Source organism: Nocardioides eburneiflavus (genome assembly GCF_004785795.1).
Taxonomy (GTDB): domain Bacteria; phylum Actinomycetota; class Actinomycetes; order Propionibacteriales; family Nocardioidaceae; genus Nocardioides; species Nocardioides eburneiflavus.
Genome location: NZ_SRRO01000001.1, coordinates 2,392,048 through 2,416,987, shown reverse-complemented (window position 1 = coordinate 2,416,987; position 24,940 = coordinate 2,392,048). Strand labels below are relative to the sequence as shown.

Annotated in this window: 21 protein-coding genes; 9 read left to right on the top strand and 12 right to left on the bottom strand. The window is 72.8% G+C overall.

All coding sequences use genetic code 11. From position 1 onward, the window contains the following. Position 1: 1 nt before the first annotated feature. Complete coding sequence (locus EXE59_RS11315) at positions 2–1,243, bottom strand: cell division protein PerM (protein ID WP_135838995.1); 1,242 nt, start codon at positions 1,241–1,243, stop codon at positions 2–4. Between the two features lie 158 nt (positions 1,244–1,401). Between EXE59_RS11315 and EXE59_RS11310 the strand changes: the two genes are divergently transcribed. From EXE59_RS11310 to EXE59_RS11300, 3 genes are read left to right on the top strand one after another with little or no spacing between them, the layout of a single operon-like run. After that, a complete protein-coding gene (locus EXE59_RS11310; protein WP_135838994.1) occupies positions 1,402–3,294 on the top strand; it encodes a SigE family RNA polymerase sigma factor in 1,893 nt (630 codons plus the stop codon). 36 nt (positions 3,295–3,330) lie between these two features. Next, on the top strand, positions 3,331–4,611 hold the full coding sequence (locus tag EXE59_RS11305; protein ID WP_135838993.1) for a hypothetical protein: 1,281 nt from the start codon (positions 3,331–3,333) through the stop codon (positions 4,609–4,611). A 6-nt stretch (positions 4,612–4,617) separates the two neighbouring features. Further along, positions 4,618–4,821, top strand: a complete 204-nt coding sequence (locus EXE59_RS11300; RefSeq protein WP_135838992.1) for a hypothetical protein — start codon at positions 4,618–4,620, stop codon at positions 4,819–4,821. A 36-nt stretch (positions 4,822–4,857) separates the two neighbouring features. On the opposite strand, the gene sucD is transcribed toward EXE59_RS11300, so the two are convergent. Both sucD and sucC read right to left on the bottom strand, forming a co-directional pair. Next, the gene (gene sucD / locus EXE59_RS11295; protein ID WP_135838991.1) at positions 4,858–5,739 is read right to left on the bottom strand and encodes a succinate--CoA ligase subunit alpha; all 882 of its coding nucleotides are present in this window, start codon (positions 5,737–5,739) and stop codon (positions 4,858–4,860) included. Between the two features lie 17 nt (positions 5,740–5,756). Further along, positions 5,757–6,926: an ADP-forming succinate--CoA ligase subunit beta gene (gene sucC, locus EXE59_RS11290; RefSeq protein WP_135838990.1), complete on the bottom strand. Its 1,170-nt coding sequence runs from the start codon at positions 6,924–6,926 to the stop codon at positions 5,757–5,759. A 128-nt stretch (positions 6,927–7,054) separates the two neighbouring features. On the opposite strand from sucC, the gene EXE59_RS11285 reads away from it, so the two are divergent. Next, the gene (locus EXE59_RS11285; RefSeq protein ID WP_135838989.1) at positions 7,055–8,365 is read left to right on the top strand and encodes a cryptochrome/photolyase family protein; all 1,311 of its coding nucleotides are present in this window, start codon (positions 7,055–7,057) and stop codon (positions 8,363–8,365) included. A gap of 157 nt (positions 8,366–8,522) precedes the next feature. Next, entirely contained in the window at positions 8,523–9,347 is an 825-nt protein-coding gene (locus EXE59_RS11280) for a M23 family metallopeptidase (protein WP_210428965.1), read from the top strand. A gap of 371 nt (positions 9,348–9,718) precedes the next feature. Here the strand turns inward: EXE59_RS11280 and pcrA are convergent, their stop codons facing one another. From pcrA to EXE59_RS11250, 6 genes are all read right to left on the bottom strand, one after another. Then, positions 9,719–12,100, bottom strand: a complete 2,382-nt coding sequence (pcrA, locus tag EXE59_RS11275) for a DNA helicase PcrA (RefSeq protein WP_135838987.1) — start codon at positions 12,098–12,100, stop codon at positions 9,719–9,721. A 90-nt stretch (positions 12,101–12,190) separates the two neighbouring features. Further along, positions 12,191–12,544, bottom strand: coding sequence for a hypothetical protein (locus EXE59_RS11270; RefSeq protein ID WP_135838986.1), 354 nt, complete (start codon positions 12,542–12,544; stop codon positions 12,191–12,193). A 27-nt stretch (positions 12,545–12,571) separates the two neighbouring features. Then, complete coding sequence (locus EXE59_RS25085) at positions 12,572–12,661, bottom strand: universal stress protein (protein ID WP_425464534.1); 90 nt, start codon at positions 12,659–12,661, stop codon at positions 12,572–12,574. Positions 12,662–12,669: 8 nt separating this feature from the next. Beyond that, positions 12,670–12,813 carry a hypothetical protein gene (locus EXE59_RS24145; RefSeq protein ID WP_210428963.1) on the bottom strand — a complete coding sequence of 48 codons (144 nt, stop codon included), beginning with the start codon at positions 12,811–12,813 and terminating at the stop codon, positions 12,670–12,672. 319 nt (positions 12,814–13,132) lie between these two features. Continuing rightward, a complete protein-coding gene (locus EXE59_RS11255) occupies positions 13,133–13,798 on the bottom strand; it encodes a LuxR C-terminal-related transcriptional regulator (protein ID WP_135838985.1) in 666 nt (221 codons plus the stop codon). Next, the gene (locus tag EXE59_RS11250) at positions 13,795–15,147 is read right to left on the bottom strand and encodes an ATP-binding protein (protein WP_135838984.1); all 1,353 of its coding nucleotides are present in this window, start codon (positions 15,145–15,147) and stop codon (positions 13,795–13,797) included. The genes EXE59_RS11255 and EXE59_RS11250 overlap by 4 nt, the downstream gene beginning before the upstream one ends. A gap of 156 nt (positions 15,148–15,303) precedes the next feature. On the opposite strand from EXE59_RS11250, the gene EXE59_RS11245 reads away from it, so the two are divergent. Together EXE59_RS11245 and EXE59_RS11240 are read left to right on the top strand one after the other, a co-directional pair. After that, entirely contained in the window at positions 15,304–16,518 is a 1,215-nt protein-coding gene (locus tag EXE59_RS11245; RefSeq protein WP_135838983.1) for a PspC domain-containing protein, read from the top strand. A 24-nt stretch (positions 16,519–16,542) separates the two neighbouring features. Continuing rightward, positions 16,543–16,827: a hypothetical protein gene (locus EXE59_RS11240; protein ID WP_135838982.1), complete on the top strand. Its 285-nt coding sequence runs from the start codon at positions 16,543–16,545 to the stop codon at positions 16,825–16,827. Here EXE59_RS11240 and EXE59_RS11235 read toward each other — a convergent pair. Next, complete coding sequence (locus tag EXE59_RS11235) at positions 16,816–18,513, bottom strand: aminotransferase class V-fold PLP-dependent enzyme (protein ID WP_246056716.1); 1,698 nt, start codon at positions 18,511–18,513, stop codon at positions 16,816–16,818. The genes EXE59_RS11240 and EXE59_RS11235 overlap by 12 nt on opposite strands. Beyond that, complete coding sequence (locus EXE59_RS11230) at positions 18,510–19,529, bottom strand: glycerophosphodiester phosphodiesterase family protein (protein WP_135838981.1); 1,020 nt, start codon at positions 19,527–19,529, stop codon at positions 18,510–18,512. The genes EXE59_RS11235 and EXE59_RS11230 overlap by 4 nt, the downstream gene beginning before the upstream one ends. Positions 19,530–19,606: 77 nt before the next feature. Between EXE59_RS11230 and EXE59_RS11225 the strand changes: the two genes are divergently transcribed. Then, on the top strand, positions 19,607–20,149 hold the full coding sequence (locus EXE59_RS11225) for a YbaK/EbsC family protein (RefSeq protein WP_246056715.1): 543 nt from the start codon (positions 19,607–19,609) through the stop codon (positions 20,147–20,149). 122 nt (positions 20,150–20,271) lie between these two features. Here EXE59_RS11225 and EXE59_RS11220 read toward each other — a convergent pair whose 3' ends face one another. Further along, entirely contained in the window at positions 20,272–20,586 is a 315-nt protein-coding gene (locus tag EXE59_RS11220; RefSeq protein WP_135838979.1) for a hypothetical protein, read from the bottom strand. Between the two features lie 147 nt (positions 20,587–20,733). Here EXE59_RS11220 and EXE59_RS11215 point away from each other — a divergent pair, with 147 nt between their 5' ends. Continuing rightward, the gene (locus tag EXE59_RS11215) at positions 20,734–24,939 is read left to right on the top strand and encodes an nSTAND1 domain-containing NTPase (protein ID WP_135838978.1); all 4,206 of its coding nucleotides are present in this window, start codon (positions 20,734–20,736) and stop codon (positions 24,937–24,939) included. Position 24,940: the final 1 nt, after the last annotated feature.

Genomic DNA, 24,940 nt, shown 5'->3' with positions numbered 1-24,940 from the left:
CTCAGTCCTCCGTGCGGGACGTACGGGTCGAGCGCCAGGCGAGGACGGCGAGCACGGAGGCCCCCAGGAGGGCGCCGATGCCGCAGGCGGTCACCGCGTGGACGAGCACGTCGCGGGTGAACGGACCGACGAATCGCATCCGCCCCGGTCCGGCCGCCCCGCCGGAGAGGGACGCGAGCACCGCGTACGCGAAGCCCGCCACGAGCCCGCCGCCGCAACCGGCGAGCAGGATCCGGTCCCAGGTGAGCAGTCGGCCGCGCAGCGCCCGGAAGGCGGACCACGCCGCGACGAGCGGTGGGAGGGCCATCAGCCCGCCGACCCAGCCCGCGGGGGTGCCGGTCGCCGGCAGCGCGGCCAGGAGTGGCACCACCGGCAGCGGACCCAGCACGACGGCGGCGGGCGAGACGAGGGTCGCGCCGCCGACGGCGAAGCCCGGGCCGAGCAGCCAGGAGCCGGTGAAGAGCGCGGCGTTGGGGAGGTAGGCGGTGTTGGCGAGCGCGTAGAGCCCGGCCTCGGAGGGGCTGGGGTGCAACCGGGACGTCATGGTGGCGGCGTCGTCGAAGGAGAGGGCCAGCGCGACCAGGAGGACCAGCGTGGAGACGACCAGCAGCCGGGCCAGGACAGTCCCGGCGACAGCCGCACCGGCGCGCACCGTGGCCGGGAGGAACGCCGCCCAGATCGCCGCACGCCCGGACCCGATCGCGATCGCGGGGGCCGCCACGAAGGCGGTCAGCAGGAAGGTCCCGCCGAGCACGCGCGGCAGGGAGGGGTCGGCGGTGGTGCCGGCCGCCAGGGTCGCGACCACGACGGCCACCATGGCGTACCCGGCGAGGAACAGCGCGACGGCGGTGGGCACCGTGAGGTCCCGCTCGCCGTCGGAGATCCGGTCGGCGTCCGGCCCGTGCCCGGAGACCGAGTCGCCGACCCGGTGCCCGAGGCGCCACATGGACCAGGCGGCGACGGCGGTGATGCCGAGCGGCACGATCGTGATCCGGGCGCCCATCACGGTGAGGCCGGAGCCGTGGCCGGCCAGCCAGGCCAGCGCGCCGACCCGCATGCCGTCGCGGGGGGCGCCGTGCACGCCCGCGTCGGTGGCGAACCAGCCGATCACCCCGATCGCGAGCAGCACCACGAGCGGTCCGAGCGCGGCCATCGCCCCGCCGAGCGTCGCGATCAGCACCAGCGGGCGCGGCCGGACAGCGTCGGGGCGCGCGTGGTCGGGTCGGGTGAGGAGCGACGTCATGGCCGACCCATCATCACCCGGTCGTGGTGGCAGATCGCGCTGCCACGCCGCCCGACCGCAGGCCCGGCGGAGCGGCCTGCGGAGCGTGACGGCGGAGCGGGGGAAGCAGCGGGGAAGGATGTGCGCGGCGTGCGCTGCTCCCGTACCGTGGAGCGGTCATGAGGAGCCCCGAGACGTTCGACGCCTACTACGTCGAGACCCGCACCCGACTCCTGCACGAGGCCTACGCGCTCACCGGTGACGCCCCGGCCGCCCGTGCAGCCGTCCGCGACGCCTTCGTCGTGGCGTGGCACCACTGGCGCAAGGTCGGCCAGCTCGACGACCGCGACGCGTACGTCCGACCGCTCGCCCTCGGCCGCGCCCGCCGCCGGCACACCGCCCGCATCTGGCACCGGGACAAGTCGCTCGAGCCCGAGACCCGCAGCACCCTCGAGGCCCTCTCCAAGCTGCCCGCCCGTCAGCGCGAGCTCCTCGTGCTCAACGGCCTCTCCGCGCTGTCGCTGTCCGACATGTCCCGCACCGTGGGCCTGCCGCGCGCCGACGCCGAGCGCGAGCTCCAGACCGCGACCTCGCAGTTCTCGCTGCACCGCGACGCGCCCACGACCGAGATCCCGCGACTGCTCCACGGCCTCTCGGCGCCGCTCGCGGAGGTCCGCTGGCCCCGGGCGACGGTCATCAGGCGTGCCGGGGCGGCTCGCCGGCGTACGCACACGGTGATCGGCGCCGCCGTCGCCACGGCCGCCCTCGTCGCCTCGGGATCCCTCGTCGCCACCGGGTCCAACGCCGAGGCGACCAGCCTGAGCGAGGAGAAGGCCACCCCGGGCGTCACGGTGCACGAGCCCGAGTCCGCGAAGGCCGGCGAGCCGATCATCGACGAGGACGCGCTCTTCTCCCCCGACCAGCTGTCCCGGTTCGGGTCCGGGCTGGACTGGGCCGAGACGGCCACGACCGACAACCTCTCCGGCAACGGCCTGCTCGCACCGTGCCAGCGGGAGCGGTTCGCCGACCCCGACGGCGTCACCGCCCTCGCCCGCACGTGGGAGGGCTCGGCGACCCGGGTCGTCAGGCAGCAGGTCGGCAAGGGCGCTCGCACCCGCAAGCGCGAGGTCACCCGCGTCGAGTCCACCGCCGTCCAGATGGTCGAGATGTCGCGCAGCGCGGAGCAGGCCGAGCAGGGGTTCGAGACCGCGTCGCTGTGGTTCGCCGGCTGCATCGACCCCCGCACCCAGCTGCTCTCCACCCGCGCCGTCAAGCGGGTGGGCGACGACGCGCGGGTGTTCCGCCTTCGCTCGTGGGGCAAGGTGCCGGCCACGATCACGGTCGGCACGGCCCGCACCGGCAACCTGCTCGTCACCACGGTCGTGCGCAGCCAGGGCAGGGCGGTCACGGACAAGGCGGCCCTCACCGGCCTCGCGGCGGCGGTCAACGGCCTGTGCGGCTCCGACGGCGCCGGGGCCTGCGCCGGTCGCGCCCGGGCGACCACCACGGCGCCGCTCGACATCGGTACGCCCCCCGGGCTGCTGTCGGTCGTCGACCTCCCGCCGGTCGCCAAGGTCCGCGGACCGTGGGTCGGCACCGAGCCGGAGCGGGCGCGCAGCAACTACGCGGCCACCCGGTGCGACCGCACGACGTTCCAGGGCAAGGGCATCAGCAAGGCGCTGACGCGGACCTTCCTCTTCCCCGAGACACCGGACGCCTCCCAGCTCGGCCTGACCCAGACCGTCGGGTCGATGAAGCAGGCGAAGGCCAGCGCGTTCGTCGACCAGGTCCGCAACCGGATCCAGCAGTGCGGCCGGGCCAACCTCGGCACCAGCGTGACCCAGCTCGCCGCGACCTCGACGAGGGCGACCGACCTGAGCGTGTGGGCCCTCACGATCGAGCTCAACGACCGGCAGTCGTTCCCGTTCCTGATGGCGATCGTGCGCGACGGAACCGCGGTGTCGCAGCTGGGGTTCGCGCCGGACCGCACGATGACGATGTCGCGCACGGACTTCGTCGCGCTCTCGCGTCGGGTCCTCGAGCGCCTCGGCCGGCTCGATTCCTCCGGCTGACGCAACCTTTTGCCGCCCGGCGGTGTCTCATCCGGCATGAGGCACCGTCACCGGCTCCGGCGCGCCGCGCTGCGGCCTGCCCTGGCGGGCGCCGTGGTAGGCGGTCTGCTGCTCGCCGGGTGCGGCGAGCAGCAGGCGGGCGACATCACCTCCGCGGACGGGTCGACGGCCGGCACGTCCAGCGCGTCGGACCCGACGATCCCCGACGACTTCCCCCTCGCGGCCGGGATGGGCGGCCCGGAGGACGCTGTCCCCACCTCGCGCACCGGCACCGGACTGCGTGACCTCGAGCTGTGCGGTACGACGCCGCTGCGTGGCATCGGGCCCCGGGACCGCCTGGTCGCCGACAACAGTGGCGGCGAGTCGGCGGACACCCGCGAGCTCGTCCTCCTGAGCAGCGCCGACGAGGCGACCGCGCTCAGCGAGGAGCTCGCCACGTTGGCGACGGACTGCGACGAGTCCGTGGAGACAGGCGGCGGCGAGCAGGTGGTGATCCGCACCGAGGTCCTCGAGTCGCGGCTCGGTCCCGCACCCGCGGCCACGCTGCTGCAGACCTACATCTTCGACGGCGAGGCCGACGCCGGCGCGACGGTCCTCCACGTCGTACCGGTCGGTCCGGCCCTGCTCGTCACCTCGACCTACGGCCAGTGGACGCGCGAGCAGGCCGAGCAGGCGCTCGACGCGACCGTGGGCCCCCTGCGGGACACCGTCGCGGCCATGACGATGTTCGGCGAGGCACCCGGCTCGCCCGCGACCCCGACCGAGGCCACCACGCGGACCCCCGCCGAGATCCCGGCCGACTTCCCCCTCGACGTGGGCTTCCCCGACGACGGCGGCGACGTCCGGGTGTCGCCGCCGTCCCCCGAGGGCGACGGCATCGGCGAGGTCGAGATGTGCGGGCGGGTGGTGTGGCCCCAGCGGGAGACTCCCGGCGGCCTGCGGCGCCTCGTGGCGTCGGCCGTCGCCCCCGAGGACCACGAGTGGCGCGAGCTGTTCGTGCACGCGGGCCCCGAGCAGGCGACCTCGACCATGGACGTCCTCCGGCAGGCGGCCGCAGAGTGCCGCACCAGCAGGAACCTGGTGTGGACCGAGCTCGAGCGCGACACCGGCCACGACACGGTCACGGTGGGTCTCACCTACACCGACGGCCTCGGGAGCTCGGTCTTCCAGGTCACCCGCGTCGGTTCGGCGCGGCTGATGGTCACGACATACGGTGAGGGCTCGCTCGCGTCGCTGGACGGGCAGGCCGACGAGGTCACGGAGACCTCGCAGAAGATCCTTCCGGCGATGTGCGTGTTCACGAAAACGGGGTGCTAGACAACCATGTCAATTCCATCGACGCTGGCCAGCTCGGCCTGCCCGACCCTGCCGTCCCCGCGACGCCTCAACGCCGTCGCGCCCGTACGCCTCCTCGGCGCCCACGTCGTGTGGCGCGTGCTGTGGGAGGTGAAGGTCCCCGTACGCCCCGGGCGTCAGGCGAAATCGCCGACGGCCCCGCAGGAAGGCCCGCGAGGCCGTCTGGACTGAGCCGCTCGGCTCAGGATCGATCAGGGCTCCTCGAGGCTAGATGTCCTCGAGGATGGCCCGCATCAGGGCGGCGGTCTCCGACGGCGTCTTGCCGACCTTGACCCCGGCGGCCTCGAGGGCCTCCTTCTTGGCCTGCGCGGTGCCCGAGGAGCCGGACACGATGGCGCCGGCGTGGCCCATGGTCTTGCCCTCCGGCGCGGTGAAGCCGGCGACGTAGCCGACGACCGGCTTGGTCACGTGCTCCTTGATGTAGGCCGCGGCCCGCTCCTCGGCGTCGCCGCCGATCTCGCCGATCATCACGATCGCCTTGGTCTCCGGGTCGTTCTCGAAGGCCTCGAGCGCGTCGATGTGGGTGGTGCCGATGATCGGGTCACCGCCGATGCCGATGGCGGTGGTGAAGCCGTAGTCCTTCAGCTCGTACATCATCTGGTAGGTCAGCGTTCCGGACTTCGAGACCAGGCCGACCGGGCCCTTGCCCGCGATGGTGTGCGGCGTGATGCCGGCCAGCGACTCCTCCGGCGTGATGATGCCGGGACAGTTGGGGCCGATCATCCGGGTGCTCTTGCCCTCGAGGTAGGCGACGACCTCGGCGGTGTCGAGGACGGGCACGCCCTCGGTGATCACCACGAGCAGCGGGATCTCGGCGTCGATGGCCTCGATGCAGGCGTCCTTGGTGAAGGCCGGGGGGACGAAGGCGACGGACACGTTGGCGCCGGTCTCCTTCATGGCCTCCTCGACGGTGCCGAAGACCGGGAGCTCCTTGCCACCGAGCTCGACGGTCGTGCCGGCCTTGCGGGCGTTGACTCCGCCGACGATGTCGGCGCCCGACTCGACCATGAGGGTGGTGTGCTTGGCGCCCATCCCGCCCGTCATGCCCTGGACGATGATCTTGGAGTCCTTGTTGAGGTAGATGCTCATCTGTTCAGTTCTCTCTCTCAGGCCTGGTGGGCGAGCTCGGCGGCCTTGTCGGCCGCGCCGTCCATCGTGTCGACCTGGGTGACCAGCGGGTGGTTGAACTCGTCGAGGATGCGGCGGCCCTCCTCGACGTTGTTGCCGTCGAGGCGGACGACGAGGGGCTTGCTCTCCTCGTCGCCGAGGATCTTCAGCGCACCGACGATGCCGTTGGCGACCTCGTCGCAGGCGGTGATGCCGCCGAAGACGTTGACGAAGACGCTCTTGACCTGCGGGTCGTTGATGATCACGTCGAGGCCGTCGGCCATCACCTGGGCGTTGGCGCCACCACCGATGTCGAGGAAGTTGGCGGGCTTCACGCCGCCGTGCGCCTCGCCGGCGTACGCGACGACGTCGAGGGTGCTCATCACGAGACCCGCGCCGTTGCCGATGATGCCGACCTGGCCGTCGAGCTTGACGTAGTTGAGGCCCTTGTCCTTGGCCTTCGCCTCGAGCGGGTCGGCCTCCTCGCGGATCTCGAACTGCGCGTGGTCGGGGTGGCGCACCTCGGAGGCGTTCTCGTCGAGCGAGACCTTGCCGTCGAGCGCTTCGAGCTTGTCGCCCTCGAGCCGGGCGAGCGGGTTGACCTCGACGAGGGTGGCGTCCTCCTGGACGTAGACCTGCCACAGCTTCTGGACCATCTCGATGGCCTGGTCGCGCAGCTCGGCGGGGAACTTGGCCTCGTCGACGATCGCGGCGGCCTTCTCCGGGGTCACGCCCTCGAGCGCGTCGACGCGGATCTGCCGCACGGCCTCGGGGTTGGTCTTGGCGACCTCCTCGATCTCCACGCCGCCCTCGACCGATGCGATGCACAGGTGCGAGCGGTTGGAGCGGTCGAGCAGGAAGGAGAAGTAGTACTCCTCCACCGGCGGCGTCGCCGGGGTCACCAGGACCCGGTTGACGGTGAGGCCCTTGATCTCCATGCCCAGGATGTCGCGGGCGTACGACTCGGCCTCGTCGGCGGTCTTGGCGATCTTGACGCCACCGGCCTTGCCGCGGCCGCCGGCCTTGACCTGCGCCTTGATGACGGTCACGCCGCCCATCTCCTCGGCGGCTGCGCGAGCGGCCTCCGGGGTCTCGGCGACGACACCCAGGGTGGTCGCTACTCCATGCTTGGCGAAGAGCTCCTTCGCCTGAAATTCCATCAGGTCCACGAGGTGACCGATCCTTTTCGTCTGCGACAGTGGCGGGGATTCCCTCTCGGCACCCTAGACCTCTCCGGCGGGGTCGCACGAGGTCGGGTGAGCGTGGTGGTGCTCACTCCAGGGCTACGTTGATCGACATGTCATCGGTCATGTGGTTCCGCAGGGACCTGCGAGTCAGGGACAACCCGGCACTCCTGGCAGCGCTGGAGGACGGCCCTGTGACGGCGCTCTTCGTGGTCGACCCGGTGATCTGGGCGAGCGCCGGCGCGGCCCGGCGGGCGTGGCTCGCGGCCAACGTGCTGGACCTGGCCGAGCGCATCCCGCTGACGATCCAGCACGGCGACCCGCGAGAGGTCGTGCCCCGCGTGGCGGACGGCAGGCGGGTGCACGTCGCCGCCGAGACCACCCCGTACGGCCGGCGTCGCGACGACGCCCTGGGCGAGAAGGTCGAGCTGGTGGCGACCGGCTCCCCGTACGCCGTGGGGCCGGGGCTGGTCCGCAACGGCAGCGGCGACCCCTACCAGGTCTTCACCGCCTTCGCGCGTGCCTGGCGCGAGCACGGGTGGCCCGAGCCGGCGCACACCCCCCGCTCCCCCGACATCGAGCAGGGCGACTCCCACCAGCGGGCGCTCGACCTGCTGCACCAGGCCGTCGAGGACGCGCCCTTCGACCTGCCCGGCGCGGGCGAGGACGCGGCGTGGCGGCGCTGGCGGACCTTCCGCGACGACGGCCTGGACGCGTACCCGACCGAGCGCAACCGGCCCGACCACGACGGGACCTCCCGGCTCTCGCCCTATCTGCACCTGGGGGTGCTGCACCCGCGCTCGCTGCTGGCCGAGGTCGACACCCGGTCGACGTACGCCGACGAGATCGCGTGGCGCGAGTTCTACGCCGACGTGCTGTGGCACACCCCGTCGTCCGCCTGGCGCGACCTCAAGCCCGCGCTGGGGGGCATGAGGTACGACGACCCCGAGGACGCGATCGAGGCGTGGCGCACCGGCACGACCGGGTTCCCCATCGTCGACGCCGGCATGCGCCAGCTGAGCCACACCGGATGGATGCACAACCGGGTGCGGATGATCACGGCCTCCTTCCTGACCAAGGACCTCCACGTGTGGTGGCCGGTCGGCGCGCGCCACTTCCTCGACCTGCTGATCGACGGCGACGTCGCGTCGAACAACCACGGGTGGCAGTGGGTCGCCGGCACCGGCACCGACGCCTCCCCCTACTTCCGGGTCTTCAACCCGATCACCCAGGGCCTCAAGTTCGACCCGCAGGGCGACTACGTACGGCGCTGGGTGCCCGAGCTCGAGCACCTGCCGGGCAAGACGGCGCACGAGCCGTGGAAGTCCGACGTCGGCTACGAGCGCGACTACCCGCTGCGCATCGTCGACCACGCCGACGAGCGGCGCGAGGCCCTCGAGCGCTACCAGGCGGTTCGCGGCTGACCCGACACCTGGGCGATGTCCGTATATCGACCGCGCACCGGGGTACATGAACTCTTTTGGTCGAGGGTTGCACTTTCCCGTGATCTTTCCGTTACAGTCGTGCGCGGTCTCGCCGACCCGAACCCCCCTGACGACCCGGCAGATTGGTAACTCCTCCATGGGCAACCACCGAGCGGAGCGCGCTCCCAAGCGACGCACCTCGGCAACGGCTGCACCCACCCACGGCAAGCGCCGCGCCACGCCGCCTCGCCGCTCCGTGGTGAAGCTGCCGTCCCTGCCCCTCGTGGCCGGCGTCGCCGTCCTCGCCGTGTCCGCCGGTGGCGCCGTCACCGCGTCCGGGACGGGCGTCACTGCGCTCACCTCCACGGGATCAGCGATCGAGGCGACCGGCCACATCGGCCAGGCTGCCGGCCAGGCCCTCTCGCGCCGCGGCGTGGTCGTCAGCCGTGACGCCACGCGCGACCCCGGTGGCGAGGAGACCGACCCCGAGCTCATCGCGCTGGCCGAGAAGCAGATGGCCGAGCGGGCCGCCAAGCTCGAGGAGATGCGCAAGGCGGCCGAGGCGCAGGCGGCGAAGATCAAGGAGAACAAGTGGGTTCTCCCCCTCGCCAGCTATGGCATCACCGCCACCTTCGGCCAGTACGGCCTCTGGGCCAGCTATCACACCGGCCTCGACTTCAACGCCAACAGCGGCGACCCGATCCTCTCGGTGGCCAACGGCACCGTCACGTCGACGGGCTACGACGGCGCGTACGGCAACAAGACGGTCGTCACCCTCGATGACGGCACCGAGATCTGGTACTGCCACCAGACCTCGATCTACGTGTCGGTCGGCGACCGCGTCAACGGCGGCGAGACCATCGGCACCGTCGGCGCGACCGGCAACGTCACCGGCTCGCACCTCCACCTCGAGGTACGCCCCGGCGGCGGCGGTCCGGTCGACCCGTTCCAGGCGTTCGTCGAGCACGGGATTGTTCCGTGACCGACGCGGCGAAGCCGCGTCGTTGTCACGGAAGATCGAGTAGCGCCAGCGCCTGAGCTCGCGAAGGCGCTACGGCGCGTATCGAGATCTCTGATCCACATGCGTTGCCGCGTGAGTCGAGCGATCCGCGGCTGAGGAACGAAGCCGCGGAGAGCGAGCCGACCACCGGGCCGGGTCTGGATACGCCAAGCCGACGCGCCCGCGAGCGGTGGCTGAGCCACATTCCGCGCGCCAGGAATGTGGCTGGCGCACCGCCCCGGCGCGAGTCGTACGCCGACGCGCCCGCGAGCGGTGGCTGAGCCACATTCCGCGCGCCAGGAATGTGGCTGGCGCACCGCCCCCAGATCCGCGGGCGGCAGACCAGCGAGGGATCAGAGCTTCTCGACGGGGGCGTAGCGCAGCAGCAGGCGCTTGACGCCCTCGGAGCCGAAGTCGATCGAGGCCACGGACTTCTCCGCGACGCCCTCGACCGCCACGACCGTGCCCATCCCGAAGGAGTCGTGGACCACCCGGTCGCCCGGCTCGAGGCTCGGGATGGCGCGAGCCGGCTTGGCCTTGGCGGCGGCGTCGGCCCGCAGCGCGGCGGAGGAGAAGTTGCGGCGCCCGGCGTCGGTGGGCGTGGCGAGGCGGGTGGAGCCGCCGCTGAGGTCCTGGCGGCCCCAGCGGGTCTGCTCGGCAGCCGTACGCCGCCAGTCGACGAGGTCGACCGGGAGCTCGTCGAGGAACCGGCTCGCGGGGTTGTGGCTGGGCGCGCCCCACGCGGAGCGGACGAGGGCCCGGGAGATGTAGAGGCGCTTCTCGGCGCGCGTGAGGCCGACGTAGGCGAGGCGCCGCTCCTCCTCGAGCTCGGGCTGGTCGCCCAGCGAGCGCTGGTGGGGGAAGACGCCGTCCTCGAGGCCGGTGAGGAAGACGACGGGGAACTCCAGGCCCTTGGCCGTGTGGAGGGTCATCAGCGTGACGACGCCGGAGTCGTCGCCGTCCGGCGCGTCGGGGATCTGGTCGGCGTCGGCGACGAGGGCGACGCGCTCGAGGAAGTCGCCGAGCCCGACGGCCACGGTGCCGGCCTCGACCTCCGCGGGGTCGGCGCTGGGACCCGGCTGGGGGTCCTCGGCGAACTCGCGCGCGACGGCGACGAGCTCGGCGAGGTTCTCGACGCGGGTGCCGTCCTGCGGGTCGTCGCTGGCCTCGAGCTCGGCGAGGTAGCCGGTGCGCTCGAGGACCGACTCGAGGATCACGTCGGGGCGCTCGTCGGCCTCGACCATGGACTGGAGCTCCTGGATGATCGCGACGAAGCCCTCGATGTTCTTGAGGCTGCGCGTCGCCAGGCCCGGGGCCTCGGCGGCCCGGGTGAGGGCTTCCCAGAAGGTGATCCGGTCGCGCTCGGCGAGGGCGGCGATGCAGGCCTCGGCTCGCTCGCCGATGCCGCGCTTGGGGGTGTTGAGCACCCGGCGCAGCGAGATCTCGTCTGCGGTGTTGACGAGCATCCGCAGGTAGGCGAGCGCGTCGCGCACCTCCTTGCGCTCGTAGAAGCGGACCCCGCCGACGACCTTGTAGGGCTGGCCTGTGCGGATGAACACCTCCTCGAACACGCGGGACTGCGCGTTGGTGCGGTAGAAGACGGCGACGTCGGCGGGGCGTACGGAGTGCTCGTCGACGAGCTTGTCGATCTCCTCGCTGACGAAGCGGGCCTCGTCGTGCTCGTCGTCGGAGACGTAGCCGACGATGCGCTCGCCCTCCCCCGCGTCGGTCCACAGCCGCTTGGGCTTGCGGCCGCGGTTGTTGCCGATGACGGAGTTGGCGGCGCTCAGGATGGTCTGGGTGGAGCGGTAGTTCTGCTCGAGCAGGATGGTGGAGGCGTCGGGGAAGTCCTGCTCGAAGTCGAGGATGTTGCGGATGTCGGCGCCGCGGAACGCGTAGATCGACTGGTCGGCGTCGCCGACGACCATCAGCTCGCTCGGCTCGACGGACTCCGCGCCCGTCTCCTCCAGCGACTGCCCGCACAGCTGCTGGATCAGGCTGTACTGGGCGTGGTTGGTGTCCTGGTACTCGTCCACCAGCACGTGGCGGAACCGGCGGCGGTAGTTCTCCCGGACGTCGGGGAACGCCTGGAGCAGGTGGACCGTGGTCATGATGAGGTCGTCGAAGTCGAGCGCGTTGGCCTCGCGCAGGCGGCGCTGGTAGGCCGCGAAGGCCTTGGCGTAGGCCTCCTCGAAGGAGTTGCGCGCCTCCTTGGCGGCGTCCTCGGCGTCGCGCAGCTCGTTCTTCTGGTCGGAGACCCAGTGGAGCACCGCGTTGGGCTGGTAGCGCTTGGGGTCGAGCTCGAGGTCGCGCAGCACCAGCGTCATCAGCCGCTTGGAGTCGGCCGCGTCGTAGATCGAGAAGCTGGACTTGAAGCCGACCCGGTCGATCTCCTTGCGGAGGATGCGCACGCAGGCGGAGTGGAAGGTCGAGACCCACATGATGCGGGCGCGCTTGCCGACGAGGTCCTCGACGCGGGCCTTCATCTCGGCCGCGGCCTTGTTGGTGAAGGTGATCGCGAGGATCGAGCCCGGGTGGGCCTTGCGCTCGTTGATCAGCCAGGCGATGCGACGGGTCAGGACCCGGGTCTTGCCCGACCCGGCACCGGCGACGACCAGCAGGGGCGCGCCGGAGTGGACCACGGCCGCCCGCTGGGGCTCGTTGAGCCCCTCTAGGAGGGGGTGGTCGGTGCGCTCGAAGAGGGCCGGCTCGGGGGTGGCGTCAGTGGGGCTCATGTCCGCCCCAGCCTATGCGGCGGGTGGGACAGCCGTACGCCCCCGCCCGGCCCTGTGGACCGCCTATGGCTCAGGGTGGGTCAGGGTGGATCAGGCGTGCGCGGGCGACCAGAACACCGCGACGGCGATGTTGGCGACGGTCAGCGCGAGCAGACCGAGGTAGAGGCCCTGCGGGATGCTCGGCTTGCGCAGGTTGACCATCACCAGCACCAGGATGACGAGACCGATGGCGAACTTCACGCCGATCTTGGCGTGGTCGGGACTGCCGAGGCTCTCGAGCACGCCGACGAGGAGCAGGCCGGCCAGGAACGCCGTGCCGGAGCCGTCGCGCATCAGCGGGTTGACGGCCTTCTGCTCCGATCGCAGCTGCACGAGCAGGCCGCCGAGCAGTGCGGCGTAGCCGAGGATGTGGACGAAGAGCAGCACCAGCCGCAGGGTCTCCATGGCGGGGATCCTACGGCCGGCCCGGCGCTACTTCTTCTTCCGGGGCGCGGGGCGCACGACGAGGACCGGGCACGGCGCGTAGTGCTGGACTCGCTGGGCGGTGCTGCCCACCAGCACGGCGTCGCTCAGGCCGCGACCGCCCGCGGCCACCACGACCAGCCCGGCGTCGCCGAGAGGATCGAGACGGTCACCAGGAAGGTCAGTTCCTTGTTGCCGAACGCCTTCTGGACGTAGAGCGAGGAGCCCGCGGCCTGGGGGTACTTCGTCACCAGCTCCGCGTAGGCCGATCAGGTGATGGCCGCCACCGTGACGCCCGCGGCGAAGGCGATCCAGAAGGCCCGCCGACCGCGGCGGCGACCAGGCCGATGAGCACGTAGATCCCCGAGCCCAGGACGTCGCCGAGCGTGTAGAAGAACAGCTGCGCACCTGTGATGGACCGCTTGAGGCGGTCCTCGTCGTCGGCCTGTGGGACTGTGGCGGTGGAGTCAGCCACGAGGGCCTCGCCTCCCGAGGGGTGTGGGTCCCCGACTCCACCGGTTCGGCGGGCGGGTTGTCAATCGTCGCCCACCCGCAGGGACGCCCTCCCCGTCAGAGGAGGCGGCGGTCCGAGGCCCACTTCGTCAGCTCGTGACGGCTGGAGAGCTGGAGCTTGCGCAGCACCGACGACATGTGGGTCTCCACCGTCTTCACCGAGATGAAGAGCTCCTTGGCGACCTCCTTGTAGGCGTAGCCGCGGGCGATCAGGCGCATCACCTCCCGCTCGCGCTCGGTGAGCCGGTCGAGGTCCTCGTCGACGGCGGCGACGTCGATCGAGCCGGCGAACGCGTCGAGCACGAACCCGGCCAGCCGCGGCGAGAACACCGCGTCCCCGCCGGCGACCCGGGTGATCGCGTCGACCAGCTCGGGGCCGGTGATCGTCTTGGTGACGTAGCCGCGGGCGCCGCCGCGGATGGTGCCGATGACGTCCTCGGCGGCGTCCGAGACCGACAGCGCGAGGTAGAGGGTGTCGGCCGACGGCTGGCGACGCATCACCTCGACCCCTCCCCCGCCGGGCAGGTGCACGTCGAGCAGCACGACCTGTGGCTGGAGCTCGCGCACGACGTCCACGGCCGCGTCGGCGTCGGCCGCCTCACCCACCACCTCGACCACCCCCACGCCGCTGGCGGCGAGCTCGGCGCGCACCCCCGCCCGGAACATCGCGTGGTCGTCGACGAGGACGACCCGCACGGGTCCTGCACTGGCGGTCTCGGTCATCGGTTCTCCTCGTCGGACGCCTGGGCGTGGGGCTGGGGCTGGGTTGGGGACTGGTGCTGGGCGTGCCGGGCCATGTGGAGGCGGACCTCGGTGCCCTCGCCCGGGGCCGAGCGTACGTCCGCCCGCCCGCCGTGGCGCTCCATCCGGTCGACGATGCTGCTGCGTACGCCGTGCCGGTCGGACGCGACCGCGCCGAGGTCGAAGCCGGCGCCGCGGTCGCGGACGAACACGTCGACCGCGCCGGGCGAGGTCTCGGCGTAGACGTCGGCACGCTGCGTGCCCGCGTGCTTGGCGACGTTGACGACGGCCTCCCGTGCGGCGAGGACGACCGGCCGCAGCGCCTCGTCGAGGTCGCAGTCGCCGACGGTCACCACGTCCACGACCACCGGGTGCTGCGACTCGACGTCGGCGGCCATCTCCTTGAGCGCACCGGCGAGCGTGGTGGCGTCGGTCGTCTCGGCCTCGAAGAGCCACTGGCGCAGGTCACGCTCCTGCGAACGGGCCAGTCGCGCGACGGTCGTGGCGTCGTGGGAGTTCTTCTGGATCAGCGCGAGGGTCTGGAGCACCGAGTCGTGCAGGTGCGCGGCCATGTCGGCGCGCTCCTGGGTCCGGACCCGCTCCACCCGCTCGGCGCCGAGGTCGTCGATGAGGCGCTTGGCCCACGGACCGACCACGATGGCGAGCCCGACGAGGCCGAGGAGGCCGGCGACGAGCACCGGCACCGCGAAGGTCGCCTGCCCCGCCGCGATCGCGAAGACGAGCAGGGCGGTGACGATGAGGCCGAGCCCGGCGGCGATCCGGCCGTACGCCGCCCAGCCGCCGTTGCCGAAGACGGCGCGGAAGGGGTCGATGCGCCCGGAGGAGTCGATCCACCGCTCCCTCTGCGCCTCGTCGGCCTGACGCCACAGCAGGGCGATGCCGGCGATGCCGAGGACGACCGGCCAGAAGAGCACGCCCTGGCCGAAGATGCCCTCGACGCCGAGGACGACGCCGAAGAACAGCGCGCCGAGCGCGATCGCGGGACCTGCGTCGCGCAGCCGCGAGCGGCGCCCGGGGCGCTTGCCGGTGCGGGTCGCGCTCTCCAGGCCGGGTGCGCCCACCTCGAAGTGCTGGTCCGCGGGCAGGAACATCCAGAGCCCGGCGTAGAGCATCAGGCCGAAGCCCCCGAGGAACGCCGTGGCCACGAAGAAGCCCCGCACCCACAGCACCGGCACCGCCAGGTGCCGGGCCAGGCCCGAGGCGACGCCGCCAGCGATCGACGCGGTGAGGTCCCGGTGGGCGCGACGCGGCGAGCCCGGGCGCGACGGGTGGCGCGCAGACGGGTGGGAGGCGGACGTGGAACCGGTCATCGTGTCCCCATCGTCGCAGGGCCGCAGGCAGGCGACCATGAGGACTGACCCCGAGGCGACCCTGAGCCGGCCCCCGCCCCGGCACCCGCGGCTCGGGGCTGCGAATCAGGGCTGTCCCCGATGGTGGCAGCGCCGTCGGCGGACGAGAGTGGAGGCATGGACAACCCCAGCCCCACCACCGACACCGGCGCCGGCGCCGAGCAGCCGCCCGGCGGCCAGCCCCCGTCGGGCCAGCCCTCGTCCGGCCCCCGCGTCACACGCGACGAGATCAAGGACCTCGGCCGCCTGCGCCGCAGCGTCACCGACCGTCACATCGCCGGCGTCGCCGGCGGCATCGCCCGTCACCTCGACATCGACCCGATCATCGTCCGGGTGGCGCTCGTGGTGGGTGTCTTCTTCGGCGGCGCCGGTCTCCTCCTGTACGTCGCCGGCTGGATCCTGGTGCCCGAGGAGGGCACCGACGACGAGCCACTCGGCCTCGACCGCCGCAGCCGCACGATCGCGCTGGGTGGTGTGGGCGTCCTCGCCCTGATCGCCGCGCTCGGCGACTGGGCCGGCGCGTTCTGGTTCCCGTGGCCGCTGGCGATCCTCGCCGCGCTGGTCGTGTGGTTCCTGCACCGCCAGGGCGGCGGGTCGCCGTCGGCACCGCGCCCGGCACCCGAGCCCTACGACGGCACCTACGACGGCACCTACGACGGCGCGTACGACGGCACCCACGACCCGGCGTACCCGCAGACGTACGCCCGCGCGCCCCGCCCGCGGAACCCCCGCAAGCGCGGCCCGATCCTCTTCCTCTTCACGCTGGCCCTGATCGCCCTCGCCGAGGGGGTCCTCGGGGTGGTCGACGTGGCCGGCGCCGACGTGACGGACAGCGCCTATCCCGCCCTCGCGCTCGGCATCACCGCGCTGATGCTGGTCGTCGGCTCCGTGTGGGGCCGGGCCGGTGGCCTGATCGCCCTGGGCCTCGTGGCTGCCCTGGTCACGGCCGGCGCCACCGCGAGCTCGCACTTCCCCGAGGAGCGGGTCCACGTCCACACCCCGACCAGTGCCGGCGAGGTCGACAGCACCTACGACTTCGGCGGCGGCGAGTTCCTGCTCGACCTGTCCGGGATCGACGACGTCGAGTCCCTGGACGGCAGGGAGATCGCGATCGACGGCTTCGCCGGGACCGTCGAGGTGATCGTCCCGGACGGCGTCGACGTCGACGTCACCACCGACGTCGTGGGCGGTGACAGCCGGGTCTTCGACAGGCGCACCGACGGCTTCGAGATCAGCGTCGGCGGCTCCCGCGACGGCGGGGTCGGGGCCCCCGACCTGACCATCGGCATCGACCTGGTCTTCGGCGAGATCATCGTCCGTGAAGCGGCCTGAGGAGCACCGGAAATGAGCGCAGACATGAGTGGGAACAGCAGCTACGACACGGACCTGTACGGCTATGACGAGCCGATGGTCGGTCCCCTCGACGCACCGGGGAAGCCGAGCGGCTTCCACCCGGTCAACGTCGGCCACCTCGTGATGGGCGTCGCCTTCGCCGGCATGGTGCTGGTGTGGGCGCTCGTCCAGGGCGACGTCGTCGAGACCTCCGAGCTCGACTGGCTGATGCCGATCCCGTGGCTGGCGGCCGGTGCCGCCGGGCTCGCGGCGACGGTGTGGGGCTCGCGGTGGCGATCAGACAAGTGAGCAGGCAGGAAGCGCGAACCACCTGAGGTCGTCGAAGCCCTGGTCGAGGTGACCGGTGTCGGACCAGTCCGGCGGCGACGCGGCAGCCATGATCGCGCGGCCCTCGTCGAGGTGCTCCCGGAGCACCGAGACGGGGGCCGTCTGCGTGTGGGCGGGCCAGGTCATCGACCCGTCGGAGGCGTAGGTGACCGCAGCGAGGCGCATCGGTGGCTCGACCGGCCCGGTGCGGTGGTGCCACAGGCCGGTGAGCGGGTCGAAGCGGTAGTCGCCGAGCAGCCGCCAGCCCTCGCGGGCGACGAGGCGTACGGCCTCCACGACGTAGGTGAAGACGTCCTCGTCGACGAAGTAGTTGAAGTTGACCCGCACCCAGCCGGGCTTGATGCCCTCGCAGCCTCCCCGGATCTGCGCCTCGAAGGCGTGGCTGCGGTCGAGGTCGATGTCGAGCAGCCGGTGGCCGTAGGGGCCGGCGCACGAGCAGCCGCCGCGGGTCTGGATGCCGAAGAGGTCGTTGAGCAGGGCGACCACGAAGTTGTGGTGGAGGTAGGTCCCGTCGGGGGCCTTCACCACGAAGGACACGATCGAGAGCCGCTGGGAGTCGAGGTTGCCGAGGATCTGGATCGACGGCTCCGCCACCCACGCGTCCACCGCCCGCCGTAGGAGCTCCTCCTCGTGAGCCTGGATCGTCTCGACACCGACGGCGTCCTTGAGCTGGAAGACCAGCCCGGCGCGGATCGACTCGACGATCGCCGGCGTACCGCCCTCCTCGCGGTGGGCGGGGTCCTCGAGGTAGCGGTGCTCGGTCGGGTTGACGTACATCACCGTGCCGCCACCCGGTACCACCGGCACCCGGTTGGCCATCAGCTCGCGGCGCACGACGAGCACGCCCGGGGTGCCGGGGCCGCCGATGAACTTGTGCGGGCTGATGAAGATCGCGTCCTTGTAGGACGAGCCCGGGCCGTGCATCTCGATGTCGACGTAGGGCGCACAGGCGGCGAAGTCCCAGAAGCTCAGCGCTCCGTGCTCGTGGAGCAGGTCGGCGACGCCCTCGGTGTCGGTCACGATGCCGGTGACGTTGGAGGCGGCGGAGAAGGAGCCGATCTTGAGCGGACGGTCGGCGTGGCGCTCGAGCTCCTCGCGGAGGTGGTCGAGGGAGACCCGGCCGTCGGCGTCCTCGTGGATCGTGACCACGTCGGCGATGGTCTCGCGCCAGCTGACCTCGTTGGAGTGGTGCTCGAAGGGTCCGATGAACACGACCGGCCGCTGGTCGGCGGGGATGGCGTCGCTGAGGTGGTGGCGGTCCTCGAGCACGCACGGGATGCGCAGGCCGAGGATGCCGATCAGCTTGTCGATCGCCGCGGTGCTGCCCGAGCCGCAGAACACCACGACCGTGTCGTCGTCGCCGCCGACCGCGTCGCGGATGATCCGGCGGGCGTCCTCGCGCAGCCGCGTGGTCTGGAGCCCGGTGCCGCTGGCCTCGGTGTGGGTGTTGGCGTAGGCAGGCAGGACCTCGGTGCGGATGAAGTCCTCGATGAAGGTCAGGCTGCGACCCGAGGCGGTGTAGTCGGCGTAGGTCACCCGGCGCGGGCCGTAGGGGCCCTGCATGACCTGGTCGTCGCCGATGACGGACGCGCGGATGCGCTCGAGGAGGGCGGTCGAGGTGGCGGATTCGCTCGGGTCGTGCGTCACGACCCGAGCGTACGCCGCGGCGGCACCGCCTCGCGCACGGCCGCGAGCGCCGTCTCCGGGTGGTCGGTGATGACTCCGTCGACGCCCGCGTCCAGCAGGGCGCGGACCATGGCGGCCATGTCGCCCGGGGCGTCGGGCGTCTCGCCGTGGCGCAGGTTGCTCGGGAGGAAGCGGTTCTCGCCGCGCACCGTCCACACGTGCACGGTCAGGCCACGACGGTGGGCGTCGCCGACCAGGCTGGACGGGGCGCCGATCGCGCCGGTCCGGTCCCGCGGCAGCACGAGCGAGGTGTGCGGGCCGATGCCGTCGGCGTACTCGTCGATCCGGTCCAGGTCGTCCGCCGTCACGGACTCGCCGGCCTCCAGGAGCTGCACGACGGGCAGCCGGGTCCGGGTGGCGAGCCGCCGCAGGACCGGCGCCTCGAACGCCATCAGCGTCACGCGCGCCCACGGGTGGTCGAGGCCGTGGCGGGCCAGGGCGCACAGCAGCGGCACGTCGAGCGGCAGCCCGACCGCGTCGTGGTGGGCGGCGTGCTTGAGCTCGAGCATCACCCCGACGGCACGGCCCCGTCGCGCCGACTCCGCGCCGACCATCGCCAGCACCTCGTCGAGCGTCGGCACCCCCTCGACCCCGTCGTACGCCGCGCTGCCCGGCCGGGTGCCGGGCATCCGCTCGCGGGCGGCGAGGGTCTTGAGCTGCGCGAGCGTCAGGTCCTCGGCGAACCACCCGTGCTGCACGACCCCGTCGGCGACGGCGGTCCGCCGGAGGTGGGCCAGCTCGGGGCGCCGCGCGACGTCGGTGGTGGCGCTGAGCTCGAGGTCGTGGCGGGCGACCAGCACGCCGTCCCTCGTCGAGACGAGGTCCAGCTCGATGTCGTCCACGCCCATCCGGATGGCCGTCCGGTAGGCGTCGAGGGTGTGCTCGGGACGGTGCCCGCTGGCGCCGCGGTGCGCAACCACGGCGGGGGTGAGGACCAACGACGAGGCCTTGCCCACCACCTCGCGGGTCACCGTCATGGGTCCAGCCTGACCGGCTCGCGGGACCGGGCGGTGGTCGCGCGATGGCCTCAGGGTGAATGGCGCATGATGACCGCGTGACGCTCCCCTCGTTCCCCACGCTCGAGTCCCTGCCCGCCGCGGACAACCCGTCCCTGGTCGCTCCGCCCGTCGCCGCCGCGCTGGCCGGCTGGCCGGGCGCGGCGCGGGTGGCGGTCGTCGACATCGACCCTGAGCTCGCCGACACCGCGGCGATGAGCGAGGCGTACGACATCCCGATGACGGCGAGCGGCAACTGCGTCGTCGTCGCGGGATCACGCGCCGGTGACGAGCGGATCGCCGCGTGCGTCGTGCGGGCCGACACGCGCGCCGACGTCAACACGCTGGTGCGCAAGATGCTCGACGTGCGCAAGGCGTCGTTCCTGCCGATGGACCGGGCCGTCGTGGAGACCGGGATGGAGTACGGCGGCATCACGCCGCTCGGCCTGCCGCCCGGGTGGCGGGTGCTGGTCCACGAGGCGCTGCTCGACGAGCCGGTGGTGGTGGTCGGCAGCGGCGTACGTCGCTCCAAGCTGCTGCTGCCGGGGCCGCTGCTCGCCGACCTGCCGGGCGCGGAGGTCGTGCCGGACCTGGGCCGCTGAGGTAGCTCGGCGAGCAGCAGCGCCCCACCAACGTCCTGGACGGCGTCACCGCACGCATCCCGTGCCTGTCCGGGTGGCCGGCGCCCGGGGCGTGAGCTCGCCGCGCACGCCCCTCCGCCGGCTCACGGGCGGTGGTCGGGTGCCGGTCGCCGGGCGTACGCAGGACCGGTGTCGCGACCGACCCCGAGCCGCGTCGTGCAGACCGGCTGCTCCCAGCCCCTGACGGTGTTCCAGCCGGGCCGCGCCAGGTAGCACGGGCGCTCGACGATGGTTCCGGGGCTGACGACGACCTCACGGGCGGGCGGCGCGACCGGCGGCGCCGTGCCCGTGGCCGGGACGACCAGGATGGCGGTGGCGGCGGCCGTGCCGAGCGCTCCGGCGGTGGCCGGCAGCCACCACCAGCGAGGGGAGTCGGACGCGAGTGAGTAGGTGTTCATGACGGTGCTCCTCGGTCGAGGTGCCGGACCCGGGTGGCCCGACCCCCTCGACGTTGCCGCCGCCCGGTACCACCGTGGTCCAGTCCTGGTATCCGTCCGGTATCCCCTGCGTTGACGCCCCGTCGCTGACGGGAGCACCGTGGAGGAGTGGGTATCCAGGTCCTCGGCCCGCTGGCCGTGGACGGCTCGGGACGCCTCGGCCCACGGGACCGCGCAGTGCTCCAGGCCCTCACCGTCCGGCAGGGCGGACCGGTCACGGCCGACGAGCTCACGGACGCCGTCTGGGGCGACCACCCACCGCCGTCGGCGCACAAGAACCTCCAGTCGTGCGTGGTCCGGCTGCGCAAGGCGCTCGGCACCGACGCCATCGAGACCACCCCCGACGGCTACCGGCTCGGCCTGCCGCTCCAGGACCTCGACACCGGGCGCTTCGAGGCGCAGGTCGCCCGGGCCCGCGAGCTGCTGCAGCTCGGTGAGGCCGACCGCGTCGTCTACGTGCTCGAGCAGGCGCTGGACCTGTGGCGCGGCCCGCCGTTCTCCGACCTCTCCGAGTGGGCACCGGCCCGCAGGGAGGCCTCGCGCCTCGAGGAGCTCAGGCGGGACGCCGAGGAGCTCCTGCTCGAGGCCCAGCTCGCACGCGGCCGAGCGCGCGACGTGCTGCCCCGCGCCCACGAGATGGTGCGGTCCGCCCCGCTGCGCGAACGCCGGTGGGAGCTGCTCGCGCTGGCCCAGTACCGCACCGGCGCCCAGGGCGAGGCGTTGCGCACCATCCGACAGCTCCGCACCGTCCTCGCCCGCGAGCTCGGGATCGACCCGGCACCCGAGCTGGTGGCCCTCGAGCAGTCGATCCTGCGGCAGGACCCGTCCCTGCAGCACGATGGAGACGGCCCGCAGACGTCGTCGACGTGCCCGTGGCAGGGCCTCCAGGCGTACGACGTGGCCGAGGCGGACCGCTTCTTCGGCCGGGAGGCCGAGATCGAGGCCGGGGTCGCGATCCTCGCCGGGCACCAGCTGCTCGCCCTGGTCGGTCCCTCCGGTTCCGGCAAGTCCTCGCTGATGCGCGCCGGGATCGGCGCACGGCTGCAGCAGCGCGGCACGCGGTGCGTGACGGTCACGCCCGGCCGCTACCCGACGCGGTCGCTCACCGCGCTGTCGGCGCTGCGGGCGGGCGACGCCCTTCTCGTCGACCAGGCCGAGGAGCTCTTCACGCTGTGCGAGGACCCGGACGAGACGAGCGCCTTCATCGACCGGTTGGTGGACGAGGCGGTCGACCGGCCTGTCGTGGTGGCCCTGCGCGCCGACCGACTGGCCGACCTCACGGCGTACGCCGCCTTCAGCCGTCTGGTCGAGCGCGGCCTCTACCTCGTCGGCGGACTCGACGAGGCCGGGCTCCGGGCCGCGGTGGAGGGTCCCGCCCGGCAGGCCGGACTGCTCCTCGAGCCCGGGCTGGTCGACCTGCTCGTCTCCGAGGTCCGCGACGACCCGGGCGCGCTCCCCCTCCTCTCCCACGCGCTGCTCGAGACCTGGAAGAGGCGGGAGGGCAGCACCCTCACCGTCGACGGCTATCGGGACAGCGGCGGGATCCGCGGCGCGGTGGCGCAGTCCGCGGAGCAGCTGTACGCCCAGGTCGAGCCCGGCCACCGCGACGCCCTCCGCGAGCTGGTGCTCCGGCTGCTCTCCCCCGGCAGCGAGGGCGAGCCGGTGCGGACGCGGGTGCCCCGCCGCCTCATCGGGACCGACCCCGAGCGAGACCGCCTGGTCGAGATGCTGGTCGCGGCCCGCCTGGTCACCAGCGACGACGGAGTCCTCGAGATCACCCACGAGTCCCTCGCCCGGGCGTGGCCGCGGCTGCGCGGCTGGCTCGAGGACGACGTCGACGGGCGGCGGATCCTCCACCACCTGAGCTCGACGGCGGACGCCTGGGACACGCTCGGTCGCCCATCCAGCGAGCTCTACCGCGGCGTCCGGCTGACCCGGGCACTGGACTGGTGGAGCAGCACCGGCGCGACGCTCACCAGTGTCGAGCGGGACTTCCTGGAGGCCGCGCGGGTGCAGGCGGAGATCGAGGAGCAGAGCGCTGCCGAGCGGGCTCGTACGCAGGCGCGGCTCATCCGGCGGCTGCGGATCGTGCTCACCGGGGCGGTCGTGCTGCTCGTCCTCGCGCTGCTGGCCGGCGGGTTCGCCGCGGTCCAGTCGGACCGCGCGAACGAGAACGCGGCACGGGCCGTCCAGGCTGCCGTCGCGGCCGATGCGCGGCGCGTCGGGCTCCGCGCGCAGCTCACTGACGACATCAGCCTCTCGCTCCTGCTGGGAGTTGCCGGCGCCCGCCTGGACGACTCGCCGGAGACGCGGGCGAACCTGCTCGCTGCGATGGCGAAGCGGCCGACCCTGGTCCGGTCTGCACCGCCCGGCGGTGGCTTCATCGACCTCATGACCGTCAGTCCCGATGGACGCTGGATCGCCGCCTCCGACGACCGGAACCGGATGCACCTCTACGACGCCGCCAGCCTCCGCCTGCTGGACACCTACGACCCCGGCGAGAGCTCCGCGGACCCTGTGGTGACGATCGGGGCCTTCAGCTCCGACAGCACGCGGCTCGCGGTCCTCCTGCAGCTCCAGCGCTCCACGCAGCCGGTGCGCCTGCTGGACCCGCGCACCATGCAATCGACGACGGAGCTCGCGCCGCCCGACGACGGACGGGTCCGCGGCTTCGACCTGCAGCTCAGTGCCGACGGCCGCCACCTGGCTGCCAGCCTGCTGGCGCCCTCCCCGAGCGAGGACCTGGGCACCATCCCGGGCTACGTGGCGGTCTGGGACCTCCGCTCACCCGCCACGCCTCCCGTGCGAGTGCCGACAGGACCCGGCATCCAGGGGCTGGCGCTCAGTCCGGACGGCCGGACCGTCTACACCAGCCTGCCGCTGACGGCGTACGACGTCGGCTCGGGCGACATGCTCTGGCGCGAACGCGACCTGACGTCGGGGGCGCTCGACCTGGATGGGAGAGGCACGCTCCTCGCGCTCGCCGACGGTGCGGACGCACTCCTGGTGGACCCCGCGACGGGACGGACGGTCCACGTGCTGGAGGGCCACCGCGGCGGGATGTTCGAGGTCCGCTTCTCCCCGGACGGCTCGCTCGTGGGGGGGATCGGCGAGGGTGAGCTCGTCGTCTGGGACACCGCGACCGGCCGGCCGGTCGCGCGGTGGGAGACGTCCGACCCGTGGGGCGTCGGCTTCGGCCCGGACAACGACCTGGTCCACGGCGGCGGCGGCGCCTCGATGCTGCGCACCTGGGACCTGTCTGCCCAGGACACGTACCTGCGGGAGACCACTCGCGTCGCCGGCAGCGGGCCCTTCGTGCAGGCAGACATCTCGCCGGACGGGCAGCAGGTGGCCTATCGCTCGCTCGACGACCAGGGCACCGGGTGGGTCAGGTTCCTCGACGTCCGTACGGGCGAGGCAACGCCCGCGACTCGGGTGCCGGTGAACGACGGCCCGTACCCCCTCGGCTCCTGGCACCCCGACGGTGGCGAGTACGCCGCGCACTGCGACGTGTGCGGAGAACCAGGCAGCATCAGTGTTCTCGACACCGCCACTGGCGAGCTTCTCCGTCAGCGAGAGGTGGTGGACGGCGAGACCGGTCTCTGGTCACTCGCCTACGTCGACGGAGGTCGCGGCCTGGTCGCGGGCAGCACCGACCAGGAGACCCTCGACCTCGATCCCACGACGCTGCGCCCGCGGGGCGCCCCGTTCGACGTCATCGCGGACTGCTGCGCCACCCCGGTCGGGGACGGGAGCACCGTGCTGGTCTATGACCACGCCGGCGACAACGCGAGCGCGCACTGGCAGGTGATCGACGTCGGGACCGGCGAGGTGCTGTCCGAGGGCGACGTGCCGACGGGGGCGTACGCGTCCACGGCCTCTCCGGACGGCTCGACGCTCGCCGTGGCGGGGGACGCCGGCGAGGTCGTGACGACCGACCTCTCGACCGGGGCCGAGCTGCGGCGGTCCACCAGCCTCGGTGCCGCAGTGCTCTGGCTCGACTACTCCGAGGACGGCGAGCTCCTGGTGACGGGCGCGGAGGACGGCGGGGTCAGCCTGGTGGACGCCGCCACGCTGGAGCTGATGGGCACCGTGCGCCCGCCCCGCCGAGGAGGTCCGGTGCCGGCCACAGCGGAGTTCGTCGGCGACACGCACGACGTGGTCATCGCGTCGTACGACGGTCGCGTCTACGAGTGGGACACCGACCGGGACCGGGCACTCGACTACGCCTGCCAGATGGCTGGGCGGGACCTGACCGAGGAGGAGTGGGAGCAGTACCTCCCCGGCCAGCCCTACCGGCCCGTCTGCCCCTGAC

What these genes read in the sequence shown, in the direction of transcription:
- EXE59_RS11255 (WP_135838985.1), bottom strand. Translation starts at nt 13,798, where the DNA reads ATGACCGAGACCGCCAGTGCAGGACCCGTGCGGGTCGTCCTCGTCGAC.
- EXE59_RS11220 (WP_135838979.1), bottom strand. Translation starts at nt 20,586, where the DNA reads ATGAACACCTACTCACTCGCGTCCGACTCCCCTCGCTGGTGGTGGCTG.
- EXE59_RS11285 (WP_135838989.1), top strand. Translation starts at nt 7,055, where the DNA reads ATGTCATCGGTCATGTGGTTCCGCAGGGACCTGCGAGTCAGGGACAAC.
- EXE59_RS11230 (WP_135838981.1), bottom strand. Translation starts at nt 19,529, where the DNA reads ATGACGGTGACCCGCGAGGTGGTGGGCAAGGCCTCGTCGTTGGTCCTC.
- sucD (WP_135838991.1), bottom strand. Translation starts at nt 5,739, where the DNA reads ATGAGCATCTACCTCAACAAGGACTCCAAGATCATCGTCCAGGGCATG.
- EXE59_RS11280 (WP_210428965.1), top strand. Translation starts at nt 8,523, where the DNA reads ATGGGCAACCACCGAGCGGAGCGCGCTCCCAAGCGACGCACCTCGGCA.
- EXE59_RS11245 (WP_135838983.1), top strand. Translation starts at nt 15,304, where the DNA reads ATGGACAACCCCAGCCCCACCACCGACACCGGCGCCGGCGCCGAGCAG.
- EXE59_RS11305 (WP_135838993.1), top strand. Translation starts at nt 3,331, where the DNA reads ATGAGGCACCGTCACCGGCTCCGGCGCGCCGCGCTGCGGCCTGCCCTG.
- EXE59_RS11270 (WP_135838986.1), bottom strand. Translation starts at nt 12,544, where the DNA reads ATGGAGACCCTGCGGCTGGTGCTGCTCTTCGTCCACATCCTCGGCTAC.
- EXE59_RS11310 (WP_135838994.1), top strand. Translation starts at nt 1,402, where the DNA reads ATGAGGAGCCCCGAGACGTTCGACGCCTACTACGTCGAGACCCGCACC.
- pcrA (WP_135838987.1), bottom strand. Translation starts at nt 12,100, where the DNA reads ATGAGCCCCACTGACGCCACCCCCGAGCCGGCCCTCTTCGAGCGCACC.
- EXE59_RS11240 (WP_135838982.1), top strand. Translation starts at nt 16,543, where the DNA reads ATGAGTGGGAACAGCAGCTACGACACGGACCTGTACGGCTATGACGAG.
- EXE59_RS11250 (WP_135838984.1), bottom strand. Translation starts at nt 15,147, where the DNA reads ATGACCGGTTCCACGTCCGCCTCCCACCCGTCTGCGCGCCACCCGTCG.
- EXE59_RS11300 (WP_135838992.1), top strand. Translation starts at nt 4,618, where the DNA reads ATGTCAATTCCATCGACGCTGGCCAGCTCGGCCTGCCCGACCCTGCCG.
- EXE59_RS11315 (WP_135838995.1), bottom strand. Translation starts at nt 1,243, where the DNA reads ATGACGTCGCTCCTCACCCGACCCGACCACGCGCGCCCCGACGCTGTC.